Below are 24953 nucleotides of genomic sequence, written 5' to 3'. Positions count from 1 at the left end.
GCCGGATACGCGCAAATAGGTTCGCTCGGTCGATCGCCGATGCCCGTTCGGCTCCACGGCGGACCCGCGTCCCGACGGTCCTCCGCCGCTGACTCGCGGACGCGGGTCCGTGCGCACTGACCGAAGCGCGGCGGATCGCTCAGTGCGCCGGCTTTCGGCCTTCGATGCTCGCGGAGACGAGGTAGTCGCCGAGGTCGCGGTCGTCGTCCCACTCGCGGATGAACGACCGACTCTCCCCCTTTGGCGAGATGCGAACCCGCTCGAAGCCGGCGGTGGCGAGCATCTCTTCGAGCGCGTCGATAGTCGACGCGCCGGCGACGCACGCCGCGACCGATTCGGGGTCGCTCCTCACGTCTTCCGGGAGGCTCGCCGTCACCACGACGTCCGAGATCGCGAGCCGTCCGCCCGGTCGAAGAACGCGGTACGCGTCGCGGAACACCTGGGGCTTGGACGGCGAGAGGTTGACGACGCAGTTGGAGATGACGACGTCGACGGACCCGTCGGCGACGGGAAGGTGCTCGATTTCGCCGAGACGGAACTCGACGTTGCGCGCGTCGTTCTTCTCCGCGTTCTCCCGCGCCCGTTCAACCATCTCCGGCGTCATGTCGACGCCGATGACGCGACCCGAATCGCCGACCTCCCGAGCGGCGAGGAAGCAATCGAAGCCGCCCCCCGAACCGAGGTCGAGAACGGTTTCCCCCTCCCGAAGCGACGCGAGGGCGTTCGGGTTACCGCAGCCGAGTCCCAGGTTGGCTCCGTCCGCGACGGACGCCAGGTCGTCTTCAGCGTAGCCGAGCCGTTTCGCCCGATCGTCCGCGTCCGCCTCGTCGCAGCCCGTCGATTCGCCGCAGCAGCCGGACGACTCCGTAGCGATGCGAGCGTACCGTTCTCGGACGGCCCGCCGCTGTTCCGCCGCGGTTAGATCTCCCGATTCAGCCTCCGTCGAAGCCGCGTCTTCACTCATGGGTGGACTCTCTAATTTCGTCTAGCGCGCTCAGCAGCCGTTCCGCTTCGGGCGTCACGCCGTAGTAGCGCCACCGCCCGTCCTTTCGCCGCGTGACCAGCCCGGCGGCGCGGAGACGGGAAAGCGCCTGACTGACCGCCCCCTGACTCACGGCCAGGGCGGGTTCGAGTTCGCAGGCGCAAACCTCTCCGTCGGCGTCCGCGATGAGGCGGAGCGCCTCGTACCGCGTTTCGCTCCCCGCGGCCGCCAGGAGCCGGACGTCGGCGGCCAGTTCGGCGTCCGAAAGCCGGTGACCGGTCGAACAGCACGACTCGGTCGCGCTCGTCGCGTGATACCGCTCTCGTTTGGGTGTCATATTAGCTATTCCTAATATTATGGTGTGCTAATATGGCTGTTTCGATCGCGGTGATCCCGACGCGGGCGACAGCAAGTGACGAATGGAGTCGGAGAGCGCGATCGGACGAGCGACGACGGGGGAGTTGCAGCCGCCGACCGCCGTGGTCACGGCGGCATTCGGCGCGTCCGCACCACACGGTCGATCGCGGAGCGGAATCGCCGGGAAGATCCTCGAACACGGGGAGCGGGTCGTCGACGGCGCGAAGAGTCACTCCGAGCGGGAAGCCCGCTCTTCCGGGGATCGGAACGCCCTCAGCGTGTCTCTCTCCCCCCGCTCCGTCTCCACCTCGACGAAACCGAGCGCGGCGAACACCCGCCCCCAGTTTCGATAGTACAAGGGAAAGTCGCCGTCGATGTAGTTCACCGCGGGCTCGCTCGGACGGCGGTGTTCGTCGCCCTCGTTCTCCACCGTGACGAGGAGTTCGTCCGTGATCCGGGCCAGTTCCTCGAAGATCCAGCCGTCGTCCGGGTGGATGTGTTGGAGCGTCTCGACCGAGAAGATCGCGTCGAAGTGGCGATCGTCGAAGGTGTCGACGACGTCCTCGATGGCGTCGGCGTAGAACGTTCCGCGCGCGGCGAGGTCGGGGTAGGTGTCTTCCATCACCTCGAACGCGCGGTCGTTGATATCGACGCCGCTCAAGTTCGAAAAGCCGTGTTCGTGAAGGCACGAGAGGTGCCGACCCGGGCCGCAACCGAGTTCTAAGACCGCCGCGTCGGGGCCGACGCGCCGTTCGAGGATTCTTCGGATCGATTCGCTCGTCTCGTTCTGGCCGTAGTAGGCGTAGTATTCCGGCGAAAACTCTCCCGACCGCTCTTCCCACTGACGACGAACCTCGTTAGGATCCACGGGTGTCAATTCTGACGCGCCGTCCGTAAAGCCCCCTCGAACTTTCGACGGCCGAAACGGCCGCCGAAAGCGTGGGTACTACAGGAGTCCGATCGATCGCCGCCCGAGTGGTCGCCGAATCGCTCGCCGTTCGACGATCCGAGTACGTTTGCTCACTGTTTCTTCCTCTTCGGAACAGGGTGTCAACTGAATCTCGATCGTGGTACTACGACCCTCGCAAGCCTTATCCGTGTACCCCCGTTGTGTTCAAAAGCAATGGCGAAAGGTAACGTTGATTTCTTCAACGACACTGGCGGCTACGGTTTCATCTCGACGGACGACGCGGACGACGACGTGTTCTTCCACATGGAAGACATCGGCGGCGCTGACCTCGAGGAAGGAACGGAAGTGGAATTCGACATCGAACAGGCCCCCAAGGGCCCGCGCGCGACGAACCTCACGCGCCTGTAAATCAGTTTAGTACGCCGCGTTACGCGGCAAAACGACTCACGTACTTTTGTTTTTGTAACACCGAGACACCTCACGGCGAGCTTCGCTTCGGGGACTCGAACGTCGGTCGCTCTACTCCCTCGTTCTGTCGTTCGAATCCTTCGGGAGAGCACGTCGGCCTTCGCTGTCGCTCAGGCACTCAGATGGGCCCTGTCGGATTCGAACCAACGACCACTCGGTGTCCCATGACGCCGAACCGTCGAACCTCGCGTTCGAGGTCAAGACGCCGCTTCGGGTGCCATTATGAGCCGAGCGCTCTAACCAGACTGAGCTAAGGGCCCGACAGGAACGACTACCGGTGCGGCCCTCTTGAGCGTTACTCTCTCGCGGTGAAGGTTCCACCGAGACGCCACATACGGGTCACAGGATCCGCCGGAGCAACCGGAGGGGGAGCGTCACGACGAAGATCAGCAGGTTGATCACCGAGCGGAGCACCGACCGAACGGCGCCGACGACTGAACGCATACGCCGAAAATCGAACTGCGCGTGACTATCCGTTGAGGCTGCAAATACAAGTCAGTCAAATACGGACGTCCGATCTGGACAGGAGTCGTCGAAGCCGAGAGGCGATAGTCCTTCGAGCGTCGATGTGCGAAGAAGCGCCGTCGCCAGGGCTCGAACCTGGGACCACCTCGTTAACAGCGAGGTGCTCTACCAACTGAGCTACGACGGCTCGCACTCTACCGTATTCGAGGTTATTTGATAGGGCTTTCGTTTTCACCCCGGACGCACCGACACCCTTTCGCCGCCCGCAACGAAACCCGCGGACATGACCGGCACCGACGACGATAGCGACGAGACGAAACCGGGGGGTGATCCCGGCGACGAAGCCGGTTCATCCTCCGATCTCGACGGCGACGAAACCGTCTCGTCCTCCGATCTCGACCGCGTCGTCGCGGCCGTCCGCGAGCGCGTCGATCCGAGCCAGGACGAAAGAGAGCGTCTCGCGGCGGCCGCGGAGGCGCTTTCGGCGCGCGTCGAGGCCGTGATCGCCGACCTCCCCGTCGAGGGCGACGTGCTACAGGTGGGGAGCACCGCCCGCGGGACGTGGCTCGCCGGCGACCGCGACATCGACCTCTTCGTCCGCTTCCCGCCGTCGCTCCCGCGGGAGGAACTGGAGCGCTACGGACTCGAAGTCGGACGCGCCGTCCTGCCGGACGGCCGCGAGGAGTTCGCCGAACACCCCTACGTCACCGGCGAGTTCGAGGGGTTCGACGTCGATCTCGTGCCGTGTTACGGCGTGCCCGCCGCGACCGACATCCGGTCCGCGGTCGATCGAACGCCGTTCCACAACGCCTACCTCGACGCGCGCCTCGACGACGACCTCGCCGGCGACGTCCGGATCTTCAAGCGATTCCTGAAGGGGATCGGCGCGTACGGGAGCGACCTCCGAACGCGAGGCTTCTCGGGGTACCTGTCGGAACTGCTCGTCCTCGAATACGGCGGGTTTGAACCGCTGATCGAGGCCGCGGCCGACTGGCACCCCCCCGTCGAACTCGACCCGGAGGACCACGGTCGGAAATCGTTCGACGACCCCGTGGTCGTCATCGATCCCACGGACCCCGAACGGAACGTCGCGGCCGTCCTCTCGGCGGAGAACGTCGCCCGCCTGCAACACTACGCCAGGGAACTGCTCGACGACCCGCGGGAGGAGCTGTTCTTCCCGCCGAACCGGGCCCCGCTCGCGGAGTCCGAGGTCGAAGCGCGCGTCGACGCCCGCGGCACCGCACCCGTCGCCGTCGTCTTCGACGCGCCGGACGTCGTCGAGGACCAGCTCTACCCGCAGCTCCACAAGTCGCTCGACGGGGTCGTCTCGGAGCTCGACCGACGAGGGTTCGCCCCCCTCCGCGCCGCGACGTTCGCGGACGAGCGGGCGGTGCTGTTCGTCGAGCTGGCGGTCGCCTCGCTTCCGGCGATCGAACGGCACGAAGGGCCGCCGGTGCACGTCCGACAGCACGCGGAGGGGTTCTTCGGAAAGTACGAGGACGAGGACGTGTACGGCCCGTTCCTCGTCGACGATCGGTACGTCGTCGAGCGGGACCGGGAGTTCACGACGGCCGCGGAATTCCTGCGGAGCGAATCGCTGTTCGATGTGGCCCTCGGAGCGCGGGTCGAGCGGGAACTCCGACGGGGGTACGACGTGCTCGTCGGTCGAGAGGTCGCGGAACTGGCGGACGAGTTCGGCGGCGAACTCGCGGATTACTTCGACCCGAGGCCCTGAATCTCGCGGATCTCCTCGACGAGATCCCGTGTGTCGTCGTCGGCCTCGTCCTCGGGCTCCATGGGCTTGCGGCCGTCGAAGGTCTCGTGGACCATCGAAACGCCCTCCGCGAGCGTGTCGAGGCCGTACCCGCCTTCGAGGACGAACGCGAGCGCCGCGCCGACGTCGTCCGCGACGCCGCGAACGCGGTCCGTCAGGAGCGCGTACCCCTCCGTGGAGACGCGCATGCGGGAGATGGGGTCGTGCCGGTGGGCGTCGAACCCCGCGCTGATGAGCAGGAGGTCGGGATCGAACCGATCGAGCGCGGGACCGAGCACCTCGTCGACGACGAGCAGGTAGTCCTCGTCCGCTCTCCCGGCGGGCAGCGGGACGTTCAGCGTGGTCTCTTCGCCGGCCCCCTCGCCCGTCTCCTCGATTCGACCCGTGCCGGGGTAGAGTCCGTCCTCGTGGATCGAGGCGTAGAACACGTCGCCGCGGTCGTAGAAGATGTCCTGCGTCCCGTTGCCGTGGTGGACGTCCCAGTCGAACACCGCCACGCGCTCGGCGTCGCCCGCGTCGAGCGCGCTCTGTGCGGCGACCGCGGCGTTGTTGAAGAAGCAAAAGCCCATCGCGTCGTCCGCGACGGCGTGGTGGCCCGGCGGGCGGCCGAGCGAGAACGGCGTCTCCCGGCCCGAGTCGCCCTCCAGCGCGGCGGCGGCGGCCCACTGAGCCAGCCCGGCGCTCATGAGCGCCGCGTCCCACGTCTCCTCGCAGGCGACGGTGTCAGGGTCCCAGCTCCCGCCGCCACTCGCGCAGAACTCGCGGACCTCCTCGACGTATCCGGGGTCGTGGACGGCGGCTACAGCGTCCTCCGTCGCGGGATCGGCCTCCACGTACTCGACGCCGTGACGCTTCGCTAACCCGCGCCGGATCGCCCTGAGGCGGTCGGGCGTTTCCGGATGGCGGCTTCCGGTGTCGTGCTCGAGGCAGACGTCGCTGTAGCCGAATTTCATTCCTATTCGAACAGGGAGAAGTACGTCTCGATGTCCTCCGCCTGGATCGTTCGCCGATCCGCGTGGCGGGCGAGTTTCGCGGCGGCGGCCGCGACGTTGTTGGCGTAATCTTCGAGAATGTCTGCGAGGGCGATGCGGGCGTCCATGGCGACGCGGTAGCGGCTGTCGATTTCGAGGCGGGCGATGCGGTCGACCGGAGCGACCGGGAGTTCGAGCTGCGAGCGGTCGACGACCTGTTCGACGCCGAAGTCCGCCGCCATCAGCGTCTTCCGTCCGTCGGCCGTCGCCCGCTCGGCGGCGTCCCGTGCGAGCGCCGCGCCGTGCTCTTGAATCCGCCGGGCGAGCTCCTCGGACGCGTCGGCGCTCACCCGGAGGTCGCCGGCGTTACGGCGGATGATAGTGTCCACCGGGGCGAACGGCAACTCAACACTCATACCCACATATCCAGCGCGTGCCGTGTATAATCCTTTCCGTTAAGGCGTTCTCCGCCATTGAACTGTCCGGTTCGCGAGGACGCCGACGCGATCGCTCAGAAGACTTCCTCGGCGTCGATACGACCCTCCCTAAGCTGACCGCGGACGGTCACCTCCTGACCGAGGCGGAGGCTCTCGTCGGTGTCGACGCTCCGCGTCTCGGTGCCGTTGTCCAGAACGACGGGAGAGCCGGCCTGGACGACCGTTCCCGTGAACTCGACCGTCTCGCCGTTCGCCGGATCCGACGCCCCGGACGAACCGCCGACACCGGCGTCGGACGACGCGGAGGTCTCGGACGCTCCCGACCCCGACCCCGAGTCCGCGGAGTCGCCGCTGAACGCGTCGAGCCCCTGCCCGCTCGCGGCGGCGGCGGCGGAGTCTGCGGCGTCTCCCTCCGAGCGATTCCGAGCGGTAACGGAGACCGTCGACCGCCAGCCCGCTGAGGCTTCGAGGTCCTCCTGCCAGCCGTCTTTGATCTCCACGTCCGTGAGGACGACGTGGTCCGCGAGGTCGACGTCGGCGTCCGCCTTCTCCCCCCACAGCGCGACGCGGATCTCGCCGGTGTCGTCCTTGACGCGGATGTTCCTGACCTGCCCCTCCGAGCCGTCCTTTCGCTCGAACGTGCGCTTCGGGTCGGTCTCGATCACGCCGCCCGCGATGTCGACCGTCTGGCCGATCTCCAGCGAGCCGATGTCCGCGGTGTCCGGGACGTACTCGATCTCCTCGTCGATCCCCTCGACGGCACCCCGCGACCCGACGTGGAGTTCGAGATCTCCGTCGCGCTCGCGGACGTAGCCGTCGACGACCACGACGGAGTCGCCGGGGGCGAACTCCTCGGCGAGGTCCGCCTTGTCGTCCCACAGCGTCACGCGCACGCGGCCGGTTTCGTCCCCCAGCGTGAGGTTCGCGACCCGCCCCTCGGACCCGTCGTCGCGTTTGAACGTGCGGACCGAGTCGGTGTCGAGGACCGTCCCCTTGAGGTTGACGTCGGAGAGCCCGAGCGAGAGATCGTCGACGCGGTACACGTCGAGGACCTGCACGTCGATCTCGGCGTCCTCGTCCGGTTCGGCCTTGTCGACGCTCACCTCGACGCCGTTGAAGCCGTCCTTCGGGCGGCCCTTGATCCGGAGCACCTGGCCGACTTCGAGCTCGCCGTCCGCGATGGACTGCGCCATCGCGTCCCAGAACGAGACGCGGATGCGGCCGGTCTCGTCCGCGACCTCGACGTTGACGACGCGCCCGTCCTCGTCGTCCCCGTCGCGCTCGAAGGTTCGCAGCTCGCCGATGCTGACGACCTTGCCCATGAACTTCACCTCGTCCATGCCCGGTTCGATGTCGGCGATGCCGTTGACCTCCTCGTCCTTCAGCTCGTGGGCGATGAGCATCGCCGCCGTCTCCTCGTCCGCGAGCCCCCCCATCTGCTCGACCTTGTCCGCGACCGCGGCCTCGAACTCCTCGAAGGGCACGTCGGTGTCGAGGTCCTCGTACACGTCCTCAATTACACCCATAATCGTGTCGAAATCCAGGCAAGGGCCGCGCTTAAGCGTTGTCTTTGCGCCGATACCGCCGGCCAGTCTATCGATTTTCTCCTCCCTCGCGTCGGCCCCGTCACGGGTGGTACTGGTCTCGCCTTCGGTGATAAACCTACGCCCGAACCGATCCTCACGCGGGTCGCTCGGCGGTGGCGACGGTCTTCCGTCCGTCCATCCCGTCGTGGATCACGATCGTTTTCTCCGGGAGCCCGCCGTCGAACTCGACGGTCGCCTCGTAGCCGAGGTGGACGATCGCCTCCGTGCACACCTCGTTTTCGTCCCGCGTGTCCTCGATCCCGACGACGATTTCGAGCGTTCCGCCGTCGAGCGTCGCGCCGTTCAGCCTCGCCGCCGAACAGCCGTTCGGCCCGCGGATGCAGCCGGTCGCCGCGACGGACGACTCGCCGTACGCGATCTCGGCGGTCTCCGGCTCCGAGCAGTCACCGGTCTCGGCGAACGATCGGTCGGAGATCGACGGTTGGGAGGGGGTAGCCGACGCGCCGTCCGAGCCGTCCGTCGGAGTCTCGGTCGCGTCGTCGGTCCCGGTTTCGTCCGCCGGCGCGTCGGTCGTTCCGTCGGTCGGCGCGTCGGTATCCGCTGCCGGCGTGTCGGTGTCGGCGTCGGCTGTCGGTTCGCCGGTGCCCTCGGTTGGCGCGTCTGTTCCGCCGTCGGGTGCGTCGGTCCCGCCGGAGGGCTGCTCCGCCGAAGTCCCTTCTTCGTCGTCGTTCCCGCCGGTGCCCGGTTGCTCCCCGTCGGAGACGCAGCCCGCGAGCCCCAGACCCGTCGCCGCTGCCGCAGTGGCGAGGAGCGTTCGTCGTTTCATACCCCTACGTCGTCGCCTCTTTTCAAAGCACTTTCGTATGGTCAAAAGGTTCTTTGTGCCTTCGAAACACGGGGCGGCAACATCGTAACCGTCTTATGCCACTCCCGTGTATCCGAGTATGAGTCCTGATAGGGTAGTGGACTATCCTCTTGGCTTGCGGAGCCAGGGACCGGAGTTCAAATCTCCGTCAGGACGCTCACTTCGTTCGCGCCCTGACGTGGTTCACTCGCGTGAACCTCCGTCAGGACGTTTCTCTTCAGCACGTCACCGCGAGTGGAGCGGTCACTGGTGACGTCGGCGCCTTCACTGGCGCGCCGAGGGATAGATCCGTGAAGGGCGACTTGCATCGAGTTCTAGCACTACTCGTGCGTCACTATCTTTCGCTCCTTGCCGCACCGCGTACAGATCATCTCTTCGACTACGAGCGTCAGTTCGACGAAAACGTCGTCCTCCTCGAAATGCTCGGGCGGTTCCAGTTCCCGCGAGGAACGCATCTCGTACACGTGGTTCCCCGGGCCGCACTCCCGACCTCGGTCCGATCTCCGACCACTCATACGGAATCTGACAGCCAGTTCGACAGGTACCAAGATAAACATGTCTCCCAGTGGGACGCTCGGGATCTGACGACACCGACGGCGACAACGGACGGAGAGGGCACAGACTGATGTTCCTACCGCCCGCTCGTCACCGTTTTCCGGCGCGACGCGGTACGATCGGTATGGACGACGCGCTGCGGGCGGGTATCGCCGTCTACAACGCCGGGGAGTACCACGCCGCCCACGACGCCTGGGAGGACCGCTGGCTCGGTCTGGAGCGGGGAAGCGACGACGAGCGGTTCCTCCACGGGCTGATTCAGTTCACGGCGGCGGTCTACCACGCGCGCCGGGGAAACTGGCTCGGGGCGACCGGCCTCGCCGAGAGCGCGGGCGAGTACCTCGCGGATCTGCCCCCGACGTACCGCGGCGTCGACGTGGAGGGCGTCAGGAAGTACCTCGCCGCGCTCGCGACCGATCCAGAGCGCGTAGAGCGCGCCCGGCCGCCGGCGCTGAAAATCGACGGGCGCGCACCGACGCTCTCCGACCTCGACTTCGAGGCGGCGGCCGTCGCCGCGCGGGCGCTCGCCGAGGAGGACGATCGGTTCGACGAGGAGGTGCTCGCCGACGCCGTCGAGTTCGCCCGCGAGGAGCGGGCGGCGGGCGCGCGGACCCGGTACATCGCGTTCGTCATGGACTTCGCCGCGGGGGAACGCGATCGGGCGATCGTCTACCGGCGGCTCCGCGAGCACGTCGAGCGGCGGGAACAGCGCGAGAGCGACGTCGACGGGTTGTTCGAGTGAGCCGCGGAGACGTCGCCGCGGCTCAACGGTCGTCCGCGTCTCCGGTGTGCTCCGTACTCTCTGCGCCCTCGGCGTCCTCCGCACTCTCCGCGTCCTCGACGTCCTCCGCGGCCGCGATCACCCCCACGTCCTCCGCGCCCCTGTCGGGGGCGGGCGACGGCTCGGGGGCGGTCCCCTCGGCCGCCACGTCGGCCCTGCCGCGCATCGACACGTAGGTCCAGCGACCGTCGGACGTGCGGAAGACGAAGGGAACGGATCCGAGTAGTTCGATCAACCGGCCCTCGAACCACTCTTCGTCGAGTTCGTCCCCGTGCTCGCAGCGGCGCGCGGCCTCGCGGATCGACTCGTCGTCGGTCTCGCCCCGCTCGCGGAGGGTTTCGAAGGCGGCGACGACCGCGGCGCGCTCGGCGGCAGACGCCGACTCGTCGGTCAGCACGTGCGTCAGGCTCGTGTACGGCTCGTGCGGGGCGGTCGTGTCGAGCATCTTCCAGCCTTCGGCCGCCGGATCCGCGCCCTCCGCGTCCCGCGCGTACCGCCACGGGCCGCCGTCCTCCGCGGGCGGTTCGACCTCCGGGAGGGCGGCCAGGGCGTCGCGCACGCAGTCGGTCCACCAGTCGTCGGGCGATCCGTACCCGGCCGGCGCTTCGGTGTAGACGCCCTCCCTGAGCTCGGCGGCCGTCGCCTCGCCCCAGTACGCGAGGAACGCGAACGCGTGCCGGACCGCGTCGGCCTGGTCGGCCCGGAGCCCGAGCGCCGCCAGCGCCTCCCTCGCGCGCTCGGGCAGGTCGATGTCGTCGTCCGCGCTCCCGTCGCCGGGGGCCAACACGATCCGCCGGCCGCTAGCCGTGAGTTCGATGCGGCCGTCGTCCCGTTCGCGCACGAGTCCGTTGTCCGCGAAGTACTCGGCGCGCTCTGTGAGTTCCTCGGGGGTCCAGTCCGTCCGGGCCGCGAGGCCGGGGACGTCCCTCGGCCCGTCGAAGAGCGAGGCGAGCACCGCGCGGTCCGCCTCGGTGAGCGTGTCCGTGACCATGTCCGTCCTTCGTCCGCGAACACCTTGAGACCCCACACCTATCCGCCTCCGGCGCGAAGTTACCGGTGCGATGTCCGACCATCTCACGAACGCCCGGGAGGAGCTTCAGCGGGCCGCGGATCTCCAGGACGGCGAGACGCAGGAACAGATTCGCTCCATCGACGAGGGGCTGCTGGAGATGACCGAGACCGAAAAGACCGAGGGCGAAACCCCGCGCGCCGATCGCCTCGAAGAGGTGGTCGAGAAAGTCAGCGCTCTGGAGAACGAGGTCGACGAGGAGCCGCGGACGCACCTCGACCGGGCGAGAGAGAGCATCACGGACTACCTGGTGGAACGCGGGGCGATGGAAGAGGGCGAAGAACACTGAGGGCTGACGCGACCGGTCGTCCCCCGCGAGTCGAGATCACTCGAACTCGGCGGAGTTGTCCTGCGGCTCGTACCCCAGAACGTCCCGCGCGCGGTCGATGGAGTAGTACTTCCGGTCGTTGTCGCTGATGCCGTAGACGATCTCGTAGCCGTAGTCGGCCTCGAGACAGCGATCGAAGAGGTGCGCGCAGTCGCGGTAGGAGAGCCACATCGCCTGGCCGCGCTCGTAGTCCCACGGCGGGTGGCCGCGCGTGAGGTTGCCGATGCGCACGCAGACGACGGACAGGCCGTGCTCGTCGTGATAGTACCGGCCGAGCGTTTCGCCGGCCGCCTTGCTCACGCCGTAGAGGTTGCTCGGCCGGGGGAGCTCCGTCCCGTCGAGCTGGAACGCGTGATCGGGGCGGTACATCTCCGGGGTCCGTTCCTCCGTCTCGTACGCGCCGACGGCGTGGTTCGAGGAGGCGAACGCGACCTTCTCGACGCCGGCGTCTACGGCGGCCTGAAAGACCTTCTGCGTCCCGTCGATGTTGTTCCGAAGGACGCTGTCCCAGGGGGCCTGGGGCCGCGGGTCGCCGGCCAGGTGGATGACCGCACCGACGCCCTCCGCCGCCTCGCGGACCGTCTCGTAGTCCGTCACGTCCGCGACGTACATCGCGTCGCGGTCGACGCCCTCGGGGAGCCGCTCGCGCGGCAGCGATTCGCGATCGAGGAGCCGCCAGTCGTATTCGGTCGCCAGGTCGCGCAGGATCGCCTGTCCGACGCGCCCGCCGGCACCCGTCAGCAGAACCGGGTCGTCCATTCGGGTAGATATTGGAAAAGAGGAGGCTAAGTAAGGTCCGGTTTCGCGGGCGCTCGCCGGCGGAACTGTCAGTCCCCTTTCCCGACTCGTCGGGCGCGAAACCGCCGCGCGACGACAGAACTTAGCCGTCCGCCCCGTTCGGTCTCACCATGCCGACGAACGCCGAGCGGGCGTGTTTCGAAGCCGGGATCAAGTTCGGATCGCTGTACCACCAGTTCGCGGGGACGCCGGTGAGCCCCGACAGCGCGCGGAGCCTCGAACGCGCGATGGAGGAGGCCATAGAGAACCAGCCGTTCTGCGAGTCCGTGACCGTCGAGATCCTGGACGAGGAGGTGGCCGCGGCGATCGAACACGAGCACGGTTACGCGGAGCTCACGGGGCGGTTCGTGGAGGCGGAGATGCGGATCCGGTACGAGGACGTGTCGGTGCGCACGCGCATGGAGATGGAGGAGGGGTACCCGCTGATGAAGCTCGTCTCGGTCGACGAGAAGTGAGTACGTCGCCGGGGCGGCGAGGTCGGGAAGACGCGCGCCTCGGGGGGACGAGTTGCGCGATTTCACTTTCACTTTCGGGCGCGTATTTAAACGGTGAGGCGTACAAGCGGGAGGTATGAGCCAGTCAACGCTTGGCGACGACGAGCTGTTCGGCGAGGCGGCCGCGGAGATGCGCGAGGACGTCGAAGCGCACCTGGAGGCGGCGTGGGAGGCGCTCCCGGGCGGGGACGACGTCTGGGAGACCGAGGCCGAAAACGTCCTGGGCGTGCTGAACGGCCTGCGGTCGGCCCTGAGTGCGGGCGACGCCGAGGAACACCTGCGGCAGGCGAAGAAGTGGTACACGCTGGGCGAGCGCGCCGACGCGTTCGAGGACGCCGACGACCTCAAGGCGGAGATCGAAGCCGTCGAGGAGGTCGTCGAGATGCTGGAGGGGGCGCGCGAGCAGGTCGGCGGGTTGACGAGCACCATCCCGGAGCTCCGGAGCGCGCTCGACGAGGCGGGCGAGTCGACGGGTGACGAAGCGGAGGAAGGAGACGAGGAGAGCGAGGAGGACGAAGAGGAAGAGGAGTAGTCCGGAACCGGAGAAGAGCGGTCCCGAGTCGGACTACGCTACCGGCGCGCGGGACGGGACGTGTCCCGCTCCGCGACGGCGGCGAGGAGCGCACAGAGCGCGTCGGCCGCGAGCTCGAGAAGCTCCGCGCCGAGCGCCGCGTCGCCCTCGGCCGGGTCGCCGACGACGCCGTTGTCGGTGAACTCGGCGGAGTCGTGCGCGAGGTTGACGCCCGAGACCCAGTCGCCCCAGCCGTCGCTCGCGCCGGCCCGGGCCTCCTCGATCTGATCCTCGCGAACGAGTTCCGGCGCGGCGTGTCTGAGCATCGCCGTTTCGAGCGCCCCGCCGTGCCCCATCAGGGTCTTGTGCTCGCCGACCGCCTCGAACCAGGTGAACGAGACGGCGTAGGCGTCGTCGCGTCGCGTGATCGTTCCGGTCACCTCGCGGAGGGCGTCGACGTTCCCGCCGTGGCCGTTGACGACGACCACGCGTTCGAGCCCGTGGTCGGCCAGACTGGCGACGGTTTCCCGGACGTAGCTCCGAAACGTCTCCGGCGTCACCCAGAGCGTGCCGGGGAACTGCCGGTGCTCCTCGGCGACGGCGACCGGGATCGCCGGGGCGACGACGACCTCGTCCTCGTACGCCTCCGCCGCGGCCTCCGCGACGGCGACTGCGTTCAGCGTGTCGGTTCCGAGCGGCGCGTGGGGGCCGTGCTGTTCGGTGCTGCCGACCGGCAGGAGCGCGAGATCGGCGTCGAGGTCGGCCACGTCCGTCCAGGTGAGTTCCGAGAGGCGCATACGAGTGGCATCGGCGGCGGCGGTATGTAACGATGGGGGGACAGCGGCCACCGACGCGGACGGGAACGGGCGGACTGGCCCAAAGGCGTTAGTGTCGAGGCGACGACCGTGTAATCGAAGAAACCATGAGCGACGAGGGAGACTCCCGCGAGCAGGGCGTTGAGTTCGGCGAGCTCGACGACGAGCTGGACGGCCACGAGTACCCGGCCACCGCGTCGGAACTCGTCGACGAGTACGGGGACTACGAGCTCGAAATGCCGGACGGGTCGCGGACGTTCGGCGACATCCTCGAACCGTACCAGCAGGAGAGCGGCGAGAAGTTCCAGGAGGCCGAAGAGGTGAGACAGGCCGTCTTCAACATGGTCGGCAGCGAGGCCGTCGGTCGCGACCGCTACAGCGACCGGGGCGTCGAGACGGAAGGCGAGGGATCGGAAAACGAATCCTTCTGACGGTTAGTCGTCGACGGCCTCAGTGCGCGCCTGTCGGCGGCTCGCCCGCTCTATGAACTCCTGCGGTAACTCGTCGATCTCGCCCGCTTGCACGCCCCAGAGGTGGGCGTACAGCCCGTCCTCTTCGAGGAGTTCGCCGTGCGAGCCGCGCTCGACGATCCGTCCGTCCTCCAGGACGACGATCGAATCGGCGTCCCTGATCGTCGAGAGGCGGTGGGCGATGGCGAACGTCGTCCGGTCGGCCGTGAGGCGATCGAGGCTCCGCTGGATGAGCATCTCCGTCTCGGTGTCGACGTCCGACGTCGCCTCGTCGAGCACGAGGATCTCCGGATCCTTCAGGATCGCGCGGGCGATCGAAAGGCGCTGGCGCTGGCCGCCGGAGAGCTTCACCCCCCGCTCGCCGACCATCGTGTCGTAGCCCTCCGGGAGGTTCGTGACGAAGTCGTGCGCCTCCGCCGCCTTCGCGGCCTCGATGATCTCCTCGTCGCTCGCGTCGAACGTCCCGTAGGAGATGTTGTCCTTCACCGTGCCGTAGAACATGAACGTCTCCTGGCTCACGTAGCCGATCGACCGCCGGAGGCTCGTGAGCGTCACGTCCCGGACGTCCCGCCCGTCGACGCGGATGGAGCCCTCGTCCACGTCGTACATCCGCATGAGGAGCTTGAGGACCGTCGATTTGCCCGCGCCGGTCGGCCCGACGAGCGCGAGCGTGTCGCCGCCGTCGACCTCGAAGGAGATCCCCTCGACGATCGTCTCGCCGTCGTCGTAGCCGAAGGTGACGTCGTCGTACTCGACCCGGCCCTCGTCCACGACGAGGTCCTCGGCGTCGGGCTGTTCGGCCAGGCGGCTCGGCTCGTCCATGAGCCCGAAGATGCGGGCGCTGGAGGCGCGTGCGCGCTGGTACATGTTGATGATCTGCCCGAACTGCGCCATGGGCCAGATGAACTGCTGGGTGAGGAGGATGAACGTGACGAAGACGCCCGCCGAGAAAGCCCCGCTCAGTGGTCCGGGCCCGCCTCCGTTGAGCACCCACAGTCCGCCGGCGAAGAAGGTGAGCGCGAAGCCGACGCCGGCCAGGATGCGAAGGCCCGGGAAGAACTTGATCCGAGTGGAGATGGCGTCCCAGTTGGCGTCGTAGTAGTCGAACGACACGTCGTCGACGCGGTCGGACTCGTAGTTCTCCGTGTTCGACGTCTTGATGACCTGGATGCCGCCGAGGTTGTTCTCCAGTCGGGAGTTCAGCCGGCCGACGGACGAGCGGACCTCGGCGTACTTCGGCTGGATGATCTCGATGAACTTCCACGTGAAGAGGGCGATGAGCGGCACCGGGAGCAGCGCGATGAGCGCCAGCTGCCAGTTCATGTCGAGGAGGATGACCGCGATCGCGACGACCATCACCGACAGCCGGAAGAAGGCGTTCATCCCGTCGTTGAGGAACCGCTCTAAGCGGTTCACGTCGTTCGAGAGGATGGACATCATCTCGCCCGTCTGCTTGTCGGCGAAGAAATCCAGGTTCAGCCGCTGCATCTTGTCGTAGGTGTCGGTTCGGACGGCGTGCTGGATGTTCTGCGCGAAGGCGTTCCACCCCCAGTTCCGGCACCAGTGAAAGACCGCCCCGCCGAAGAAGCCGAGAACCACGAGGCCGACGGAAAAGTACAGTTGGCCGGCCGCGGAGTCGGGGACGTACGGCTGACTCACCGACGGCGGGATCACGGGCAGCGCCTCGGCGTAGGTTTTCTCGTTCCGAAAGACGGCGTCGATGGTGACGCCGAGGATCACCGGCGGGATCAGGTCGAGCACCCGGGCGAGGACGCTCGCGACGACGCCGACGACGAGCGGAACGGCGTTCTCGGGGCCGTACTCGCGGAACAGCCGGCGCATGGCGTTGTCCGTGCGCTCCCGTTGTTTCTCGAACGGATCGTCTTCGTCGGCGGGGACACCCATTATCAACCGTGGACGGATTGACAGATGAAAAGCGTTGGCTACGAATCGAAATGCACCGGTATCCGCGGGGCGGCCGCGTTGGCCGGCGGTGAGACGAACGGAGATGAGACGAACGGCGGCGAGACGAACGACGCGCCCGTCCCGGCGTACTCGGAGGCGGGTTTCCCCCCGATCCTGATCCGGTCGCCCTCCTCGATGCCGGTCCTGTTCGTGTAGCCGTACGGAACTTCGAGGACGTACTTCCCACGGCCTTCGTACCGCTTCAGCTCGGCACCGCTCGTCCCTTCGGGCGGGAGGGGCGCGTGGTGGATCCGCGTGATGGTGCCGTTGGCGTCGACGAAGACGATGTCGAGCGGGAAGTCCATGTCGCGCATGACGTACGCCTGTCTGTCCTCCTCGGGGTGGACGAACAGCATGCCCTCGCCGTCGTCGAGCGACGTGGTGTTGCTCAGGCCGGTGTACCGCTTGGCGTAGGTGTCGGCGATCCGAACGTCGACGGTGGCGAGTTCGGTCCCGTTCTCGTCGACGACGGTGACGGTCGTCCGCTCGTACTCGCCGGGCGAAAAGAGGCCGAAGGCGTAGGCCGCGCCGGCACCGACGACTGCCAGGAGCAGCACGGCGGCGATGGCGGCGAGGACGCGTCGGGATGCCACACCGGAGAAACGGGAGGGAGTCGCGTAAACGTTCCGGGGCAGAAAGTAACAGTTATTCGGCCGGGGTCGAGTTATTGAATCGCGGGCTCGTGGTCTAGCTGGTCATGACGCGGCCTTTACAAGGCCGAAATCGGTGGTTCGAATCCGCCCGAGCCCACTCCTTTTCGCCGAGCGACAGCGAGGCGTGAATCGTGGACGCGAGGAAGGATTCGAATTAGTCCCGCCCGAACCCACGTTTCTGCGGCTCACGAGACACCCGCCCCGAAACCCCCAAACCGTTCTTGGATTGGAACGTATCCGAGAGGGAGACAGAACGTATTCAACCGTCGCGGTGGCAGGTACAGATGGCGTGGGGCGGACGACTCACCCGCACGAAACCGCGCGGTACCGGACCAGGGAGGAGATCGAGTTCGATGAAACGGAGACACGTACTCGGCCAGGCGGTGGGGCTCGTCGCCGTTTCGGGGGTGGCGCGCGCGGTCACGCGCCAGCCGGACGGCGAGACCGACGAATCGGCGAACGGAACGGCGGTCGAGAGATCGGCGGCCGCGTCGACCGCCGGAGCCGCGAGGCAGCCGGACGACGGCGGCGGGGGACCGAACGGCGGGCCCCGCAGCGGGCAAGGCGGACAGACCGGATCGGATCGGGAGCGACGGCGGTTCCGCCTGGCCCTCGGAGCGGTCGAAGAGTGCGGGCCGGGCTGTCGAGACGTTGCCGTGACCATCAGGAACACGGGCCCCGGCAGAGCCGAGAACGTCAGGATCCGCGCGCGGATGTCCGTCCGCGACGACGTGCTCTGGCGGGACCGAGAGCGCCTCGGACCGATGGCGAGCGGGGAGCGGATCAGGCGCACGAAGCGCGTCAGGGTCGGTCCCCTCGACGCGGACAAGATCAGGCGGAACGACGGCTACGTGCGGGTCACGGCGACGGTCAGGTGGGACGGCGGGAGGGAAACGTTCGCGAGGCGGCGAAAAGTCGCGTAGGGCACCGCCCCGTTTCGAAATCCTTTTTGCTCCCTTCGTCCTCGTTCCGAGTGCGCCGCCTTAGCTCAGACTGGGAGAGCACTCGACTGAAGATCGAGCTGTCCCCGGTTCAAATCCGGGAGGCGGCATTTTCCTGCGAACTATCGAGGGAGCGAAGCGACCGAGATGTGAGCAGTGAAACTGCTCCCGACCGCGATTTGAACCAGACGAGTCGCAGCCCGCGCAACGAAGTGAGCAGGAACGTCTCGGCGAGGTTCACAATCCGGGAGGCGGCACGATCCTTCCCGAACGATACAGCGATCAACGACTCTGCCGACGATCGAAGCGAGCCACGGCGAGCCGCACAGTCGAGGCAATCCCTAACTGTCCGACCCGAGTACGGAGCGCATGAGCGATTCCGACGCGATCGACGACCTGACCGAGGACGAACGGGCGGCGATCGAGGAGATAGAGCGGGGACTGGAGCGGTTCTACCGCGCCCACGGGGCGCTCGTGGAGTTCCACCACTCGGTCGGTGCCGCGATGGAGCACTTCGAGGAGGCCGAACGGCGACTCCGCGGCGAGCACGACGGCGTCGCCGACCGCCTCGACGGGGAGATCCTGCCGGCGGGCGTCACCGCCGACGGGAAACTGACCTACGAACTCGTCGCCGAGTTCGAGGACGGCATCCTGGAGGCGGTCGAATCGGTCGCCGACGCGGCGCTGGAGGGGCTGGCCGACGGACGTCGGTACCCGATAGAGCGCGGGAAGCGCGAATCCGGCCGGTCGAACGGGTAGCCCGACGCCCTGTTCGGGCAGCATTCCCGCTGGGGTCCCTAGCGTGAGCGGTCCGAGGCGGTGCCCGATTCAATTCCCACTATTCCCGCCGGTCCCGCCGTTACGCGGACCAGTGTCGACGATCTCGAACCCGGAGACGGTCGGGTTCTCCGCCTCGCGGAGGAACCGGATCTCGATCACGCCGTCCTCGGCCGTCACCCGGAAGGACTTCACGCCGCCGACGTCGTGGCCGTGCTCGCGGAACGGTTCGTAGTTCCGCAGGACGACCTCGCCGTCGACGGCGACGCCGAACGATCGGGGCCCGCCCTCGGCGTACGGCTTCTCGTACTCGCGGCCCGAGTCGCCGTCCGTGAAGAACGCTTCGAGGAAGTAGAGGCGGACCTCGTACTCGCGGTTCGGATCGACGGGGAAGCGCCAGATCATCTCCTCGTACCGCCCGTCGGCGGAACCGCGGTCGAACCGGTACGTCTTGAACATCGCGCGGGGCGCGGTCGGCGGCACGCCGTCGTCGACGGTGATCCGGTCCGGCGTGTAGTGGGCGACCGTGTCGCTCCCGCCGGAGTTGAGATACGGCGAGGGGTCGTCCGCGCGGTCGGGAGACCAGTCGGGGCCGTCGGCCGCGCCGATCCTCGGACCGCCGACGTTGACGCGGTACACCGGCTCGGCGACCGCCCCGGGCGTCGGCGACGAGACCGCAGTCGAGGTCGGAGTCGCGGTCCCGGCGGGCGGTGTGGTACCGGTCGCGCTCGGCGGATCGGACTCCTGCGCGCCGTCGCCGGACCGCCGGTCGCCGTCCGCGTCCGCCGTGGCGGAGTCGCTCCCGGCGTTCGCGTCCGCGGGAGTCGAATCGTCGCCCGTCTCGGGCGTCGGAGACGGGGTGTCGCCGTCGTCCGCGACCGGGCCGCCGAGCGGCACGTCGGGAACGCCGGCGGCGACCAGGATGCCGGTGAGAAAGAAGAGGCCCCCGATGCCGAGAAGCACCCAGTGTATCCAACTCGCGGACTGCCGGGCGCTGGACGAAGTGTCGTTCGGCGACGAGCGCGACGAGGCGGACATGGGTGTCCGCTTTCCGGTGGAGCTAATTATACGTCACGGTGAGCGACGGTGACGCGTGCGAGAACGTCAAATTTCGCTGATAGCTTCGAATCCGAAAGCCGACACGTCAGCGGTCCGGATCACGGAAGAGGGGGAGGTACCGGACACCTTATTACCCGTGCCATCAAATATCACGGATCGAAAGCCGCGCGAACGGAGTTCGAACACCATGACAGATCCCGACCCGACCGACGACGAGAACGAGCGAGCGAACCCCGAGTCGTCCGACGACCGTCGGGAGCGGCCCTCCGGAATCCGGCTGGAGATCGGGTTACGGCCGATAACTGACCTCCTGAGCGGCATCGTCGACGTCAGCCACCGTCCGATAGAGGGCGACCCGGACCGCGGTCGGCCGGCCGATCGCGGGGAGTGGACGGGGTACGAAGGTGGCTCGACCGATTCGACGACGGGCACGGACGGTACCGCGGGCGCGCAAGGGTACCACGTGGAGACGTACACGTCCGGAGACGAGATGACCGTCGTCGCGGATCTTCCGGGCGTCGAAAAGGACGACCTGTCGGTCGGGCTCTCGGAGAAAACGAACTCCCTCGTCATCGCGGTTCGCGGGCGGGTCGTGAGGCGGGTGTCCCTCCCGTGGGATCCGGTCGTTATCACCAGGGTCTGGTTCAACAACGGGGTTCTCGAAATACGCGCTCGATCGGCGGACGGGGCGTGAGCCGAAGTCCGTGGTACCTCGTCTCGCGGAAGCGTTATTAGTGTTCGGCGTCTCCCGTCAGAAGCAATGGCAAAAGGAACCGTTGATTTCTTCAACGACACCGGCGGCTACGGTTTTATCTCGACAGAGGACGCGGACGACGACGTATTCTTCCACATGGAGGACATCGGCGGCCCGGATCTCGAAGAGGGTCAGGAGGTCGAATTCGACATCGAGCAGGCTCCGAAGGGCCCGCGCGCGACGAACCTCCAGCGGCTGTAAGTCGGATCTCCGGCGAGTAACGGCGCAACGAAACGGTTTCGCATTTTAACGGACTCCGAGCAGGGGAGCGTCGGTTCGCGACAGCGGCCGCGCCGCTTTGGTCTCGGAACCGGTGGCCGAAAACGGGGCGTCGGGGAGCCGTCCGACGAACGCCGGGACGGCGACGCGCCGGCTACTCGGGGCGCTGTTCCTCCTCGACGGGCTTTTCTTCCTGATCGGCCAGCGCGAACAGCTCTTCGAACTCCTGGGGGAGCTGAGCGCGAACGTCGGTCATCTCGCCCTGCGAGGCGGCGTCGTCGACCACGTCGATCACGACTCTGGCGTGGTGTACCGCGTCGCCTCGTTCGTCCCGGGAGTCGTACCCTCCTTCCTCGACCACGCGGTCGACGAAGTCGTCCCAGGAGAAGCCCTCGACCGAGTCGACCTTGCTCAGGTGGCGGCCGATCTCTTCGGGGAGCTGCGCGGCGAGATCGTCCGCCTCGCCCGGTTCCAGGCGCTTGCTGAGGGTTTCGAGGGTGATCCGGGTCACCCGGACCGCGTCTTCGCGCGAGGGGAGCTGTGCGCGGTTCTGCACTTCGCCGATGAAGGTGTCGTAATCCATGTCCGAGAGTTTCGCCGGCGGTTTCAATAGGTGTAATGGCCACGGGTCAGGGGGCGTCGAGCGCCACGAAGAACTGCGACGGTCGCTCAGATCCGAAGTCGATCGGCGATGGTCGCGAGCGACTCGGTCCCGCGGGCCTCGCCGTCGAGCGCGGGGAGGCGCTGAACGTCGAGGCCCGGGAACCGCCGACGGATCTCGTCGAGGCGCTGCTCGTGCCGCGCCCGACGAGCGCGGCAGCGATCGCAGCGGTCGTCGGCGTCCTCCAGCACCCCGTTCACCAGGAGCGTTCGCACCGGAACGTCGAACGCGCGGAGTCGATCGACGAACCGCCGCGTCTCGCGTATCGCCATCGCTTCGGGCAGCAGCACGACGCGGAACTCGGTTCGGTCGGGATCCCGGACGATCTCCTTCACGCGCTCCATCCGCGATTTCAGCTCGACGAGGTCGTCGTTCGCGTCCGGTTCCGCGCGCGATCCGACCGCGTAGTAGGCCGGACCGAACATCACGCGGCGGGTGGAATCGGCGATCCGCCGGACCTGTCGCCGGACGGCGAGCGTCGCGTCCATCGTCGCGCTCGCCACCGCGGGGAGTTCGAGCAGGCGGGGCGTGTACCCGGTCGGAGCCGTGTCGAAGACGAACGAGGCGGCGGTCGCGCGGAGCCGCCGCTCGGACGGCGGAGACGGGAGAGAGCGGGGGTCGCAGGCGGCGACGGAAAGAGGAGTCCGAGCCGGCGACGGTACCGCGGCGTCCGCGTTTACGGTCGCCGGCCGCGGGTTCAGTCCGACTCCTCTTCGTCGGCGTCGTCCGAGTCCGAGCCGTCCTCCTCCGACGCTTCGGCCTCGTCCGACGCACCGACCTCCGTGGAGTCCGACCCGATCGCGGCGGCCTCGTCAGTCTCGCCCAGCTCCTCGATGTCGGCCGGGCGGTCCGCTTCCTCGTCGGTCCCGCCGGACGACGCTTCGCCGTCCTCCTCGACCCCGGACGGCGCGACCTCCTCGACGTCGGAGACCACGTCGTCGGCCAGGTCGCTCAGCTCGTCTGGCTTCGAGCCGCGCTTTTTCCGAACGAGGTAGCTGCCGACCGCGACGCCCCCGAGCAGGAGCAGGAGTCGGAGCGGGCCGGGACCGGACGAACCGCCGCCCGTTCCCTCGTCGGATTCGTCCGGCGCTTCGACGGTGATCTCCTTCGCGGACTCCCCGGCCGTCGAGTCGTCGGGCGCGGCGGCCGCGAACCGGCGACCGGCGAGGAGGTAGCCGATCCCGGCCCCGACGCCGAGCAGCAGCAGGCCGGGGACGCGACGGCTCGACCCCGAGGATGACTCCTCGTTCGCCTCGCGGACCGCCTCCTTGATCAGTTCCTTCGCGGATTCCCTCGCGGTCTCCTGCGCCAACTTCGTCACGTTCTCCTTCGCTTTCGTGGTGAATGTGTCGCTCATGGCTCTGGATCGCTGTGGGGGAAGTGTTCGCCCTCGCGGGGGGAAAGTGTTGTGCCCGATAGGGCGGAACGGGACGCGGCCGGGCTAGCTGACTCGGGGGGCCGCCCGCCACTCCAGTCGGATCGGCGATGGCGCGGGTTCGAGCGCCGGATCGCGGAGGACTCGGTCGCGCCAGACGGCGTACGTGACGAGGTTCCACGCCTGCCTGCCGCTGTCTTCGATCGCCGCCTCGCGCAGCTCGTCGGGGACGAACTCGGGGACGTCGTACCGGTCGAAAACCCCGGTGAGGGCGCCCTCCTCGAAGTACCGCTCGAACGGGAGCACCCCCGCGCCCTTCGGCTGCGTCGTCGGATACGACGGGAGGCGTCGGGCGAGAAGCCGCTTGAGGAGGTGCTTCGTGCGCAGCCGCCGGGCGCGGGGCGGTCCCTCGACGTACCGCCGCGACGCGGGCACCGAGAGGACGCACTCGGCCACGCTTCGCGTCTCGAACGGCGTCTCGAGCGCGTTCCCGTGAGAGGCCGCGAGCTGACGCCACCGGCAGCCGATGCGGTGGGCGTACATGGAGAGCAGGTGCGCCGCCTCGATCTGCCGCTCGAACCGGGAGCCGGCGGGCGCGAAGTCGAGTCGGTCGCGGACGTGCCGAACCTGCGCGCGACACCGCGCCTTCACGACGTCCTCGCCGAGAACGTCGGCGACGAGCGCCGGCTTCGTGTAGGCGACGAACTGCTGGGGGAACGATCGCGGGTCGGAGGGGTCGTACCGCTGTCGGCGCGCGATCGACCGGAGCCGGCGGATCCGGGAGCCGATCCCGGACGGGGCCGTCCGTCCGGCGAGGGCGCCGAGCGGCGACAGCAGGACAGGGGCCAGCCACGACGCGACCCGCGCGCCCTTCGTCCCCGCGTCGCCGCAGAGCGTGTCGGCGTTGATCGCCATCATGTACCGCCGGTCGTTCCCCCGCGCGAACGCCGCGTCGATGAGCGGCGTCATGAGCGGGAACGCGGGCGATCCGAGGGCGTCGACACTCGACTCCAGGCGCTCCAGAACCTCGCGCTCGTCGAGGATCTCCTGTCTGAACTCGGCGTCGAACCGCGCTCCCCCTTCGCGGGCGTACTCGACCTCGAAGGCGTACTCCGGCGAGTCGATCCCCACGTTCAGCATGGGGACCGAATCGCCGAGGTACGACTGGACCAGCGTCGAGTCGACGCCGCCCGAGTAGAGATTCGACGCGGGTCGATCGTCGTCGAAGCGGAGCGCGTCGGCGAGCAGCCCGTCGAGGCGGTCGATCGCCGCTTTCGGGCGGAGCGGCGGTCCGGGGGAGAGGCGATCGACCGCGGTGAGCGCGCGCTCGTCCGCGTCGAGGTCCCAGGTCAGCCACTCGCCCTGCGGCACGCAACCGATCTCGGAGACGAACGTCGACGGGGGAATCGGCGCTCTGAAGAGGAGGTGATCCGCGAGCGCCGACCGGGGGACGGTCCGGTCGCCGGCGTCGAGCCGCGCGAGCGCGGTCCTGAAGTGGTCCGTGACGACCGCGCCGCCGTCGGACCCCCGGAGGAAGTAGAGCCGGCGGCTGCCGACGACGGTGCGGTACGCCCGCACCGTCCGGCGGTCGTCCGAGACGTGTACCAGCGCGGCGTCCTCGGTCGCGGACCCGACGCGACGCCGCACCGCCGCGACCGACTCGGCGCGCCGGATCAGCGATTCGAGCGCGCCGGTCCGAACGCCGGAGACGACCCAGGTTCCCGTCTCGGCTTCGATCACGCGCGCGTCGGGGTCCGAAACGAGGACCGTCAATCGGTCAATCATGCAACTAGTCTGTCGAAGTGGTAGTTTCATTATTAGTCGATTAAACGTCACGTCGCTCGAAATGGATGAACATCGGACACGATGCGATAAAGGGGCGAAACGATCGCCTCGCGGGCGATGACTAGCCGGTCGAAAAGCGCCGGTTAAATCGCCGCCCGCGGAGGGGG

At 68.0% G+C, this 24953-nt stretch carries 28 protein-coding genes, 5 tRNA genes and 1 pseudogene; 14 read left to right on the top strand and 20 right to left on the bottom strand.

Features of this window, described 5'->3' with window-relative positions; translation table 11 throughout:
- Positions 1-139 precede the first annotated feature (139 nt).
- From CNO20_RS07290 to CNO20_RS07280, 3 genes are all read right to left on the bottom strand, one after another.
- Positions 140-964, bottom strand: a complete 825-nt coding sequence (locus tag CNO20_RS07290) for an arsenite methyltransferase (RefSeq protein ID WP_101295469.1) — start codon at positions 962-964, stop codon at positions 140-142.
- On the bottom strand, positions 957-1319 hold the full coding sequence (locus tag CNO20_RS07285; protein WP_101295468.1) for an ArsR/SmtB family transcription factor: 363 nt from the start codon (positions 1317-1319) through the stop codon (positions 957-959). Before CNO20_RS07285 ends, CNO20_RS07290 begins: the two co-directional genes overlap by 8 nt.
- A gap of 249 nt (positions 1320-1568) precedes the next feature.
- Positions 1569-2207: a class I SAM-dependent methyltransferase gene (locus tag CNO20_RS07280; RefSeq protein WP_101295467.1), complete on the bottom strand. Its 639-nt coding sequence runs from the start codon at positions 2205-2207 to the stop codon at positions 1569-1571.
- Between the two features lie 255 nt (positions 2208-2462).
- Between CNO20_RS07280 and CNO20_RS07275 the strand changes: the two genes are divergently transcribed.
- Positions 2463-2657: a cold-shock protein gene (locus CNO20_RS07275; RefSeq protein WP_101295466.1), complete on the top strand. Its 195-nt coding sequence runs from the start codon at positions 2463-2465 to the stop codon at positions 2655-2657.
- Between the two features lie 183 nt (positions 2658-2840).
- On the opposite strand, the gene CNO20_RS07270 is transcribed toward CNO20_RS07275, so the two are convergent.
- Positions 2841-2977 (bottom strand) — tRNA-Ile (locus CNO20_RS07270).
- 319 nt (positions 2978-3296) lie between these two features.
- Positions 3297-3369: transfer RNA gene (locus CNO20_RS07265), tRNA-Asn, on the bottom strand.
- A 96-nt stretch (positions 3370-3465) separates the two neighbouring features.
- Here CNO20_RS07265 and cca point away from each other — a divergent pair.
- Positions 3466-4917 (top strand): CCA tRNA nucleotidyltransferase, encoded by a 1452-nt coding sequence (cca, locus tag CNO20_RS07260; RefSeq protein ID WP_101295465.1) that lies wholly within the window; start codon positions 3466-3468, stop codon positions 4915-4917.
- Here cca and CNO20_RS07255 read toward each other — a convergent pair.
- The 4 genes from CNO20_RS07255 to CNO20_RS07240 all read right to left on the bottom strand — a co-directional run bounded on the left by CNO20_RS07255 (position 4896) and on the right by CNO20_RS07240 (position 8737).
- The gene (locus CNO20_RS07255; RefSeq protein WP_101295464.1) at positions 4896-5909 is read right to left on the bottom strand and encodes a histone deacetylase family protein; all 1014 of its coding nucleotides are present in this window, start codon (positions 5907-5909) and stop codon (positions 4896-4898) included. The genes cca and CNO20_RS07255 overlap by 22 nt on opposite strands.
- A 2-nt stretch (positions 5910-5911) precedes the next feature.
- The gene (locus tag CNO20_RS07250) at positions 5912-6343 is read right to left on the bottom strand and encodes a histone family protein (protein ID WP_101295463.1); all 432 of its coding nucleotides are present in this window, start codon (positions 6341-6343) and stop codon (positions 5912-5914) included.
- A gap of 95 nt (positions 6344-6438) precedes the next feature.
- The gene (locus tag CNO20_RS07245) at positions 6439-7890 is read right to left on the bottom strand and encodes a single-stranded DNA binding protein (RefSeq protein WP_101295462.1); all 1452 of its coding nucleotides are present in this window, start codon (positions 7888-7890) and stop codon (positions 6439-6441) included.
- A 154-nt stretch (positions 7891-8044) separates the two neighbouring features.
- Positions 8045-8737 carry a hypothetical protein gene (locus tag CNO20_RS07240; protein ID WP_101295461.1) on the bottom strand — a complete coding sequence of 231 codons (693 nt, stop codon included), beginning with the start codon at positions 8735-8737 and terminating at the stop codon, positions 8045-8047.
- Positions 8738-8859: 122 nt separating this feature from the next.
- Here CNO20_RS07240 and CNO20_RS07235 point away from each other — a divergent pair.
- Positions 8860-8932: transfer RNA gene (locus CNO20_RS07235), tRNA-Arg, on the top strand.
- 164 nt (positions 8933-9096) lie between these two features.
- Here CNO20_RS07235 and CNO20_RS23675 read toward each other — a convergent pair.
- A complete protein-coding gene (locus tag CNO20_RS23675) occupies positions 9097-9240 on the bottom strand; it encodes a hypothetical protein (protein WP_233203965.1) in 144 nt (47 codons plus the stop codon).
- A gap of 215 nt (positions 9241-9455) precedes the next feature.
- On the opposite strand from CNO20_RS23675, the gene CNO20_RS07225 reads away from it, so the two are divergent.
- On the top strand, positions 9456-10073 hold the full coding sequence (locus CNO20_RS07225) for a DUF309 domain-containing protein (RefSeq protein ID WP_101295459.1): 618 nt from the start codon (positions 9456-9458) through the stop codon (positions 10071-10073).
- A 22-nt stretch (positions 10074-10095) separates the two neighbouring features.
- On the opposite strand, the gene CNO20_RS07220 is transcribed toward CNO20_RS07225, so the two are convergent.
- Entirely contained in the window at positions 10096-11103 is a 1008-nt protein-coding gene (locus CNO20_RS07220) for an FACT complex subunit Spt16 family protein (RefSeq protein WP_101295458.1), read from the bottom strand.
- Between the two features lie 70 nt (positions 11104-11173).
- On the opposite strand from CNO20_RS07220, the gene CNO20_RS07215 reads away from it, so the two are divergent.
- Positions 11174-11470, top strand: a complete 297-nt coding sequence (locus CNO20_RS07215) for a DUF7553 family protein (RefSeq protein ID WP_101295457.1) — start codon at positions 11174-11176, stop codon at positions 11468-11470.
- 36 nt (positions 11471-11506) lie between these two features.
- Here the strand turns inward: CNO20_RS07215 and azf are convergent, their stop codons facing one another.
- Positions 11507-12268 (bottom strand): NAD-dependent glucose-6-phosphate dehydrogenase Azf, encoded by a 762-nt coding sequence (azf, locus tag CNO20_RS07210; RefSeq protein WP_101295456.1) that lies wholly within the window; start codon positions 12266-12268, stop codon positions 11507-11509.
- Between the two features lie 149 nt (positions 12269-12417).
- Here azf and CNO20_RS07205 point away from each other — a divergent pair, with 149 nt between their 5' ends.
- Both CNO20_RS07205 and CNO20_RS07200 read left to right on the top strand, forming a co-directional pair.
- Entirely contained in the window at positions 12418-12762 is a 345-nt protein-coding gene (locus CNO20_RS07205) for a dihydroneopterin aldolase family protein (protein ID WP_101295455.1), read from the top strand.
- A 115-nt stretch (positions 12763-12877) separates the two neighbouring features.
- Positions 12878-13333 carry a DUF5790 family protein gene (locus CNO20_RS07200; RefSeq protein ID WP_101295454.1) on the top strand — a complete coding sequence of 152 codons (456 nt, stop codon included), beginning with the start codon at positions 12878-12880 and terminating at the stop codon, positions 13331-13333.
- Between the two features lie 38 nt (positions 13334-13371).
- Here CNO20_RS07200 and CNO20_RS07195 read toward each other — a convergent pair whose 3' ends face one another.
- On the bottom strand, positions 13372-14109 hold the full coding sequence (locus CNO20_RS07195; RefSeq protein ID WP_101295453.1) for a creatininase family protein: 738 nt from the start codon (positions 14107-14109) through the stop codon (positions 13372-13374).
- Positions 14110-14234: 125 nt separating this feature from the next.
- On the opposite strand from CNO20_RS07195, the gene CNO20_RS07190 reads away from it, so the two are divergent.
- Positions 14235-14558 carry a DUF5789 family protein gene (locus tag CNO20_RS07190; protein WP_101295452.1) on the top strand — a complete coding sequence of 108 codons (324 nt, stop codon included), beginning with the start codon at positions 14235-14237 and terminating at the stop codon, positions 14556-14558.
- Positions 14559-14561: 3 nt separating this feature from the next.
- Here the strand turns inward: CNO20_RS07190 and CNO20_RS07185 are convergent, their stop codons facing one another.
- Complete coding sequence (locus tag CNO20_RS07185; protein WP_101295451.1) at positions 14562-16502, bottom strand: ABC transporter ATP-binding protein; 1941 nt, start codon at positions 16500-16502, stop codon at positions 14562-14564.
- A gap of 167 nt (positions 16503-16669) precedes the next feature.
- Positions 16670-17155: pseudogene (locus CNO20_RS07180) on the bottom strand (DUF192 domain-containing protein); the annotation flags it as partial.
- An 83-nt stretch (positions 17156-17238) separates the two neighbouring features.
- On the opposite strand from CNO20_RS07180, the gene CNO20_RS07175 reads away from it, so the two are divergent.
- The 4 genes from CNO20_RS07175 to CNO20_RS07160 all read left to right on the top strand — a co-directional run bounded on the left by CNO20_RS07175 (position 17239) and on the right by CNO20_RS07160 (position 18915).
- Positions 17239-17312 (top strand) — tRNA-Val (locus CNO20_RS07175).
- A gap of 256 nt (positions 17313-17568) precedes the next feature.
- Positions 17569-18138 (top strand): hypothetical protein, encoded by a 570-nt coding sequence (locus CNO20_RS07170; protein ID WP_101295449.1) that lies wholly within the window; start codon positions 17569-17571, stop codon positions 18136-18138.
- A gap of 54 nt (positions 18139-18192) precedes the next feature.
- Positions 18193-18266 (top strand) — tRNA-Phe (locus CNO20_RS07165).
- 259 nt (positions 18267-18525) lie between these two features.
- A complete protein-coding gene (locus CNO20_RS07160) occupies positions 18526-18915 on the top strand; it encodes a hypothetical protein (RefSeq protein WP_101295448.1) in 390 nt (129 codons plus the stop codon).
- Positions 18916-18984: 69 nt separating this feature from the next.
- Here the strand turns inward: CNO20_RS07160 and CNO20_RS07155 are convergent, their stop codons facing one another.
- The gene (locus CNO20_RS07155) at positions 18985-19971 is read right to left on the bottom strand and encodes a malectin domain-containing carbohydrate-binding protein (RefSeq protein ID WP_101295447.1); all 987 of its coding nucleotides are present in this window, start codon (positions 19969-19971) and stop codon (positions 18985-18987) included.
- A gap of 208 nt (positions 19972-20179) precedes the next feature.
- Between CNO20_RS07155 and gvpH the strand changes: the two genes are divergently transcribed.
- Positions 20180-20686: a gas vesicle protein GvpH gene (gene gvpH / locus CNO20_RS07150; protein WP_101295446.1), complete on the top strand. Its 507-nt coding sequence runs from the start codon at positions 20180-20182 to the stop codon at positions 20684-20686.
- A gap of 66 nt (positions 20687-20752) precedes the next feature.
- Positions 20753-20947, top strand: a complete 195-nt coding sequence (locus tag CNO20_RS07145) for a cold-shock protein (protein ID WP_101295445.1) — start codon at positions 20753-20755, stop codon at positions 20945-20947.
- A gap of 172 nt (positions 20948-21119) precedes the next feature.
- On the opposite strand, the gene CNO20_RS07140 is transcribed toward CNO20_RS07145, so the two are convergent.
- The 4 genes from CNO20_RS07140 to CNO20_RS07125 form a co-directional block, all read right to left on the bottom strand.
- Complete coding sequence (locus tag CNO20_RS07140; RefSeq protein ID WP_101295444.1) at positions 21120-21548, bottom strand: DUF2267 domain-containing protein; 429 nt, start codon at positions 21546-21548, stop codon at positions 21120-21122.
- Between the two features lie 86 nt (positions 21549-21634).
- Positions 21635-22327, bottom strand: coding sequence for an ArsA family ATPase (locus tag CNO20_RS07135; protein WP_101295443.1), 693 nt, complete (start codon positions 22325-22327; stop codon positions 21635-21637).
- Positions 22324-22983 (bottom strand): hypothetical protein, encoded by a 660-nt coding sequence (locus CNO20_RS07130; protein ID WP_101295442.1) that lies wholly within the window; start codon positions 22981-22983, stop codon positions 22324-22326. The genes CNO20_RS07135 and CNO20_RS07130 overlap by 4 nt, the downstream gene beginning before the upstream one ends.
- A gap of 84 nt (positions 22984-23067) precedes the next feature.
- Complete coding sequence (locus tag CNO20_RS07125) at positions 23068-24786, bottom strand: asparagine synthase-related protein (RefSeq protein WP_101295441.1); 1719 nt, start codon at positions 24784-24786, stop codon at positions 23068-23070.
- Positions 24787-24953: the final 167 nt, after the last annotated feature.

The organism is Halegenticoccus soli (assembly GCF_002844195.1).
Classification (GTDB): Archaea; Halobacteriota; Halobacteria; order Halobacteriales; family Haloferacaceae; genus Halegenticoccus; species Halegenticoccus soli.
The sequence above is the reverse complement of the archived record's forward strand: the minus strand, read 5'-3'. Positions and strand labels throughout refer to the sequence as shown.

Bases quoted from the DNA above. Each gene is read 5' to 3' on its own strand.
- CNO20_RS07290 (WP_101295469.1), bottom strand. From the start codon at position 964: ATGAGTGAAGACGCGGCTTCGACGGAGGCTGAATCGGGAGATCTAACC.
- CNO20_RS07285 (WP_101295468.1), bottom strand. From the start codon at position 1,319: ATGACACCCAAACGAGAGCGGTATCACGCGACGAGCGCGACCGAGTCG.
- CNO20_RS07275 (WP_101295466.1), top strand. From the start codon at position 2,463: ATGGCGAAAGGTAACGTTGATTTCTTCAACGACACTGGCGGCTACGGT.
- cca (WP_101295465.1), top strand. From the start codon at position 3,466: ATGACCGGCACCGACGACGATAGCGACGAGACGAAACCGGGGGGTGAT.
- CNO20_RS07255 (WP_101295464.1), bottom strand. From the start codon at position 5,909: ATGAAATTCGGCTACAGCGACGTCTGCCTCGAGCACGACACCGGAAGC.
- CNO20_RS07250 (WP_101295463.1), bottom strand. From the start codon at position 6,343: ATGAGTGTTGAGTTGCCGTTCGCCCCGGTGGACACTATCATCCGCCGT.
- CNO20_RS07245 (WP_101295462.1), bottom strand. From the start codon at position 7,890: ATGGGTGTAATTGAGGACGTGTACGAGGACCTCGACACCGACGTGCCC.
- CNO20_RS07240 (WP_101295461.1), bottom strand. From the start codon at position 8,737: ATGAAACGACGAACGCTCCTCGCCACTGCGGCAGCGGCGACGGGTCTG.
- CNO20_RS07225 (WP_101295459.1), top strand. From the start codon at position 9,456: ATGGACGACGCGCTGCGGGCGGGTATCGCCGTCTACAACGCCGGGGAG.
- CNO20_RS07220 (WP_101295458.1), bottom strand. From the start codon at position 11,103: ATGGTCACGGACACGCTCACCGAGGCGGACCGCGCGGTGCTCGCCTCG.
- CNO20_RS07215 (WP_101295457.1), top strand. From the start codon at position 11,174: ATGTCCGACCATCTCACGAACGCCCGGGAGGAGCTTCAGCGGGCCGCG.
- azf (WP_101295456.1), bottom strand. From the start codon at position 12,268: ATGGACGACCCGGTTCTGCTGACGGGTGCCGGCGGGCGCGTCGGACAG.
- CNO20_RS07205 (WP_101295455.1), top strand. From the start codon at position 12,418: ATGCCGACGAACGCCGAGCGGGCGTGTTTCGAAGCCGGGATCAAGTTC.
- CNO20_RS07200 (WP_101295454.1), top strand. From the start codon at position 12,878: ATGAGCCAGTCAACGCTTGGCGACGACGAGCTGTTCGGCGAGGCGGCC.
- CNO20_RS07195 (WP_101295453.1), bottom strand. From the start codon at position 14,109: ATGCGCCTCTCGGAACTCACCTGGACGGACGTGGCCGACCTCGACGCC.
- CNO20_RS07190 (WP_101295452.1), top strand. From the start codon at position 14,235: ATGAGCGACGAGGGAGACTCCCGCGAGCAGGGCGTTGAGTTCGGCGAG.
- CNO20_RS07185 (WP_101295451.1), bottom strand. From the start codon at position 16,502: ATGGGTGTCCCCGCCGACGAAGACGATCCGTTCGAGAAACAACGGGAG.
- CNO20_RS07170 (WP_101295449.1), top strand. From the start codon at position 17,569: ATGAAACGGAGACACGTACTCGGCCAGGCGGTGGGGCTCGTCGCCGTT.
- CNO20_RS07160 (WP_101295448.1), top strand. From the start codon at position 18,526: ATGAGCGATTCCGACGCGATCGACGACCTGACCGAGGACGAACGGGCG.
- CNO20_RS07155 (WP_101295447.1), bottom strand. From the start codon at position 19,971: ATGTCCGCCTCGTCGCGCTCGTCGCCGAACGACACTTCGTCCAGCGCC.
- gvpH (WP_101295446.1), top strand. From the start codon at position 20,180: ATGACAGATCCCGACCCGACCGACGACGAGAACGAGCGAGCGAACCCC.
- CNO20_RS07145 (WP_101295445.1), top strand. From the start codon at position 20,753: ATGGCAAAAGGAACCGTTGATTTCTTCAACGACACCGGCGGCTACGGT.
- CNO20_RS07140 (WP_101295444.1), bottom strand. From the start codon at position 21,548: ATGGATTACGACACCTTCATCGGCGAAGTGCAGAACCGCGCACAGCTC.
- CNO20_RS07130 (WP_101295442.1), bottom strand. From the start codon at position 22,983: ATGAGCGACACATTCACCACGAAAGCGAAGGAGAACGTGACGAAGTTG.
- CNO20_RS07125 (WP_101295441.1), bottom strand. From the start codon at position 24,786: ATGATTGACCGATTGACGGTCCTCGTTTCGGACCCCGACGCGCGCGTG.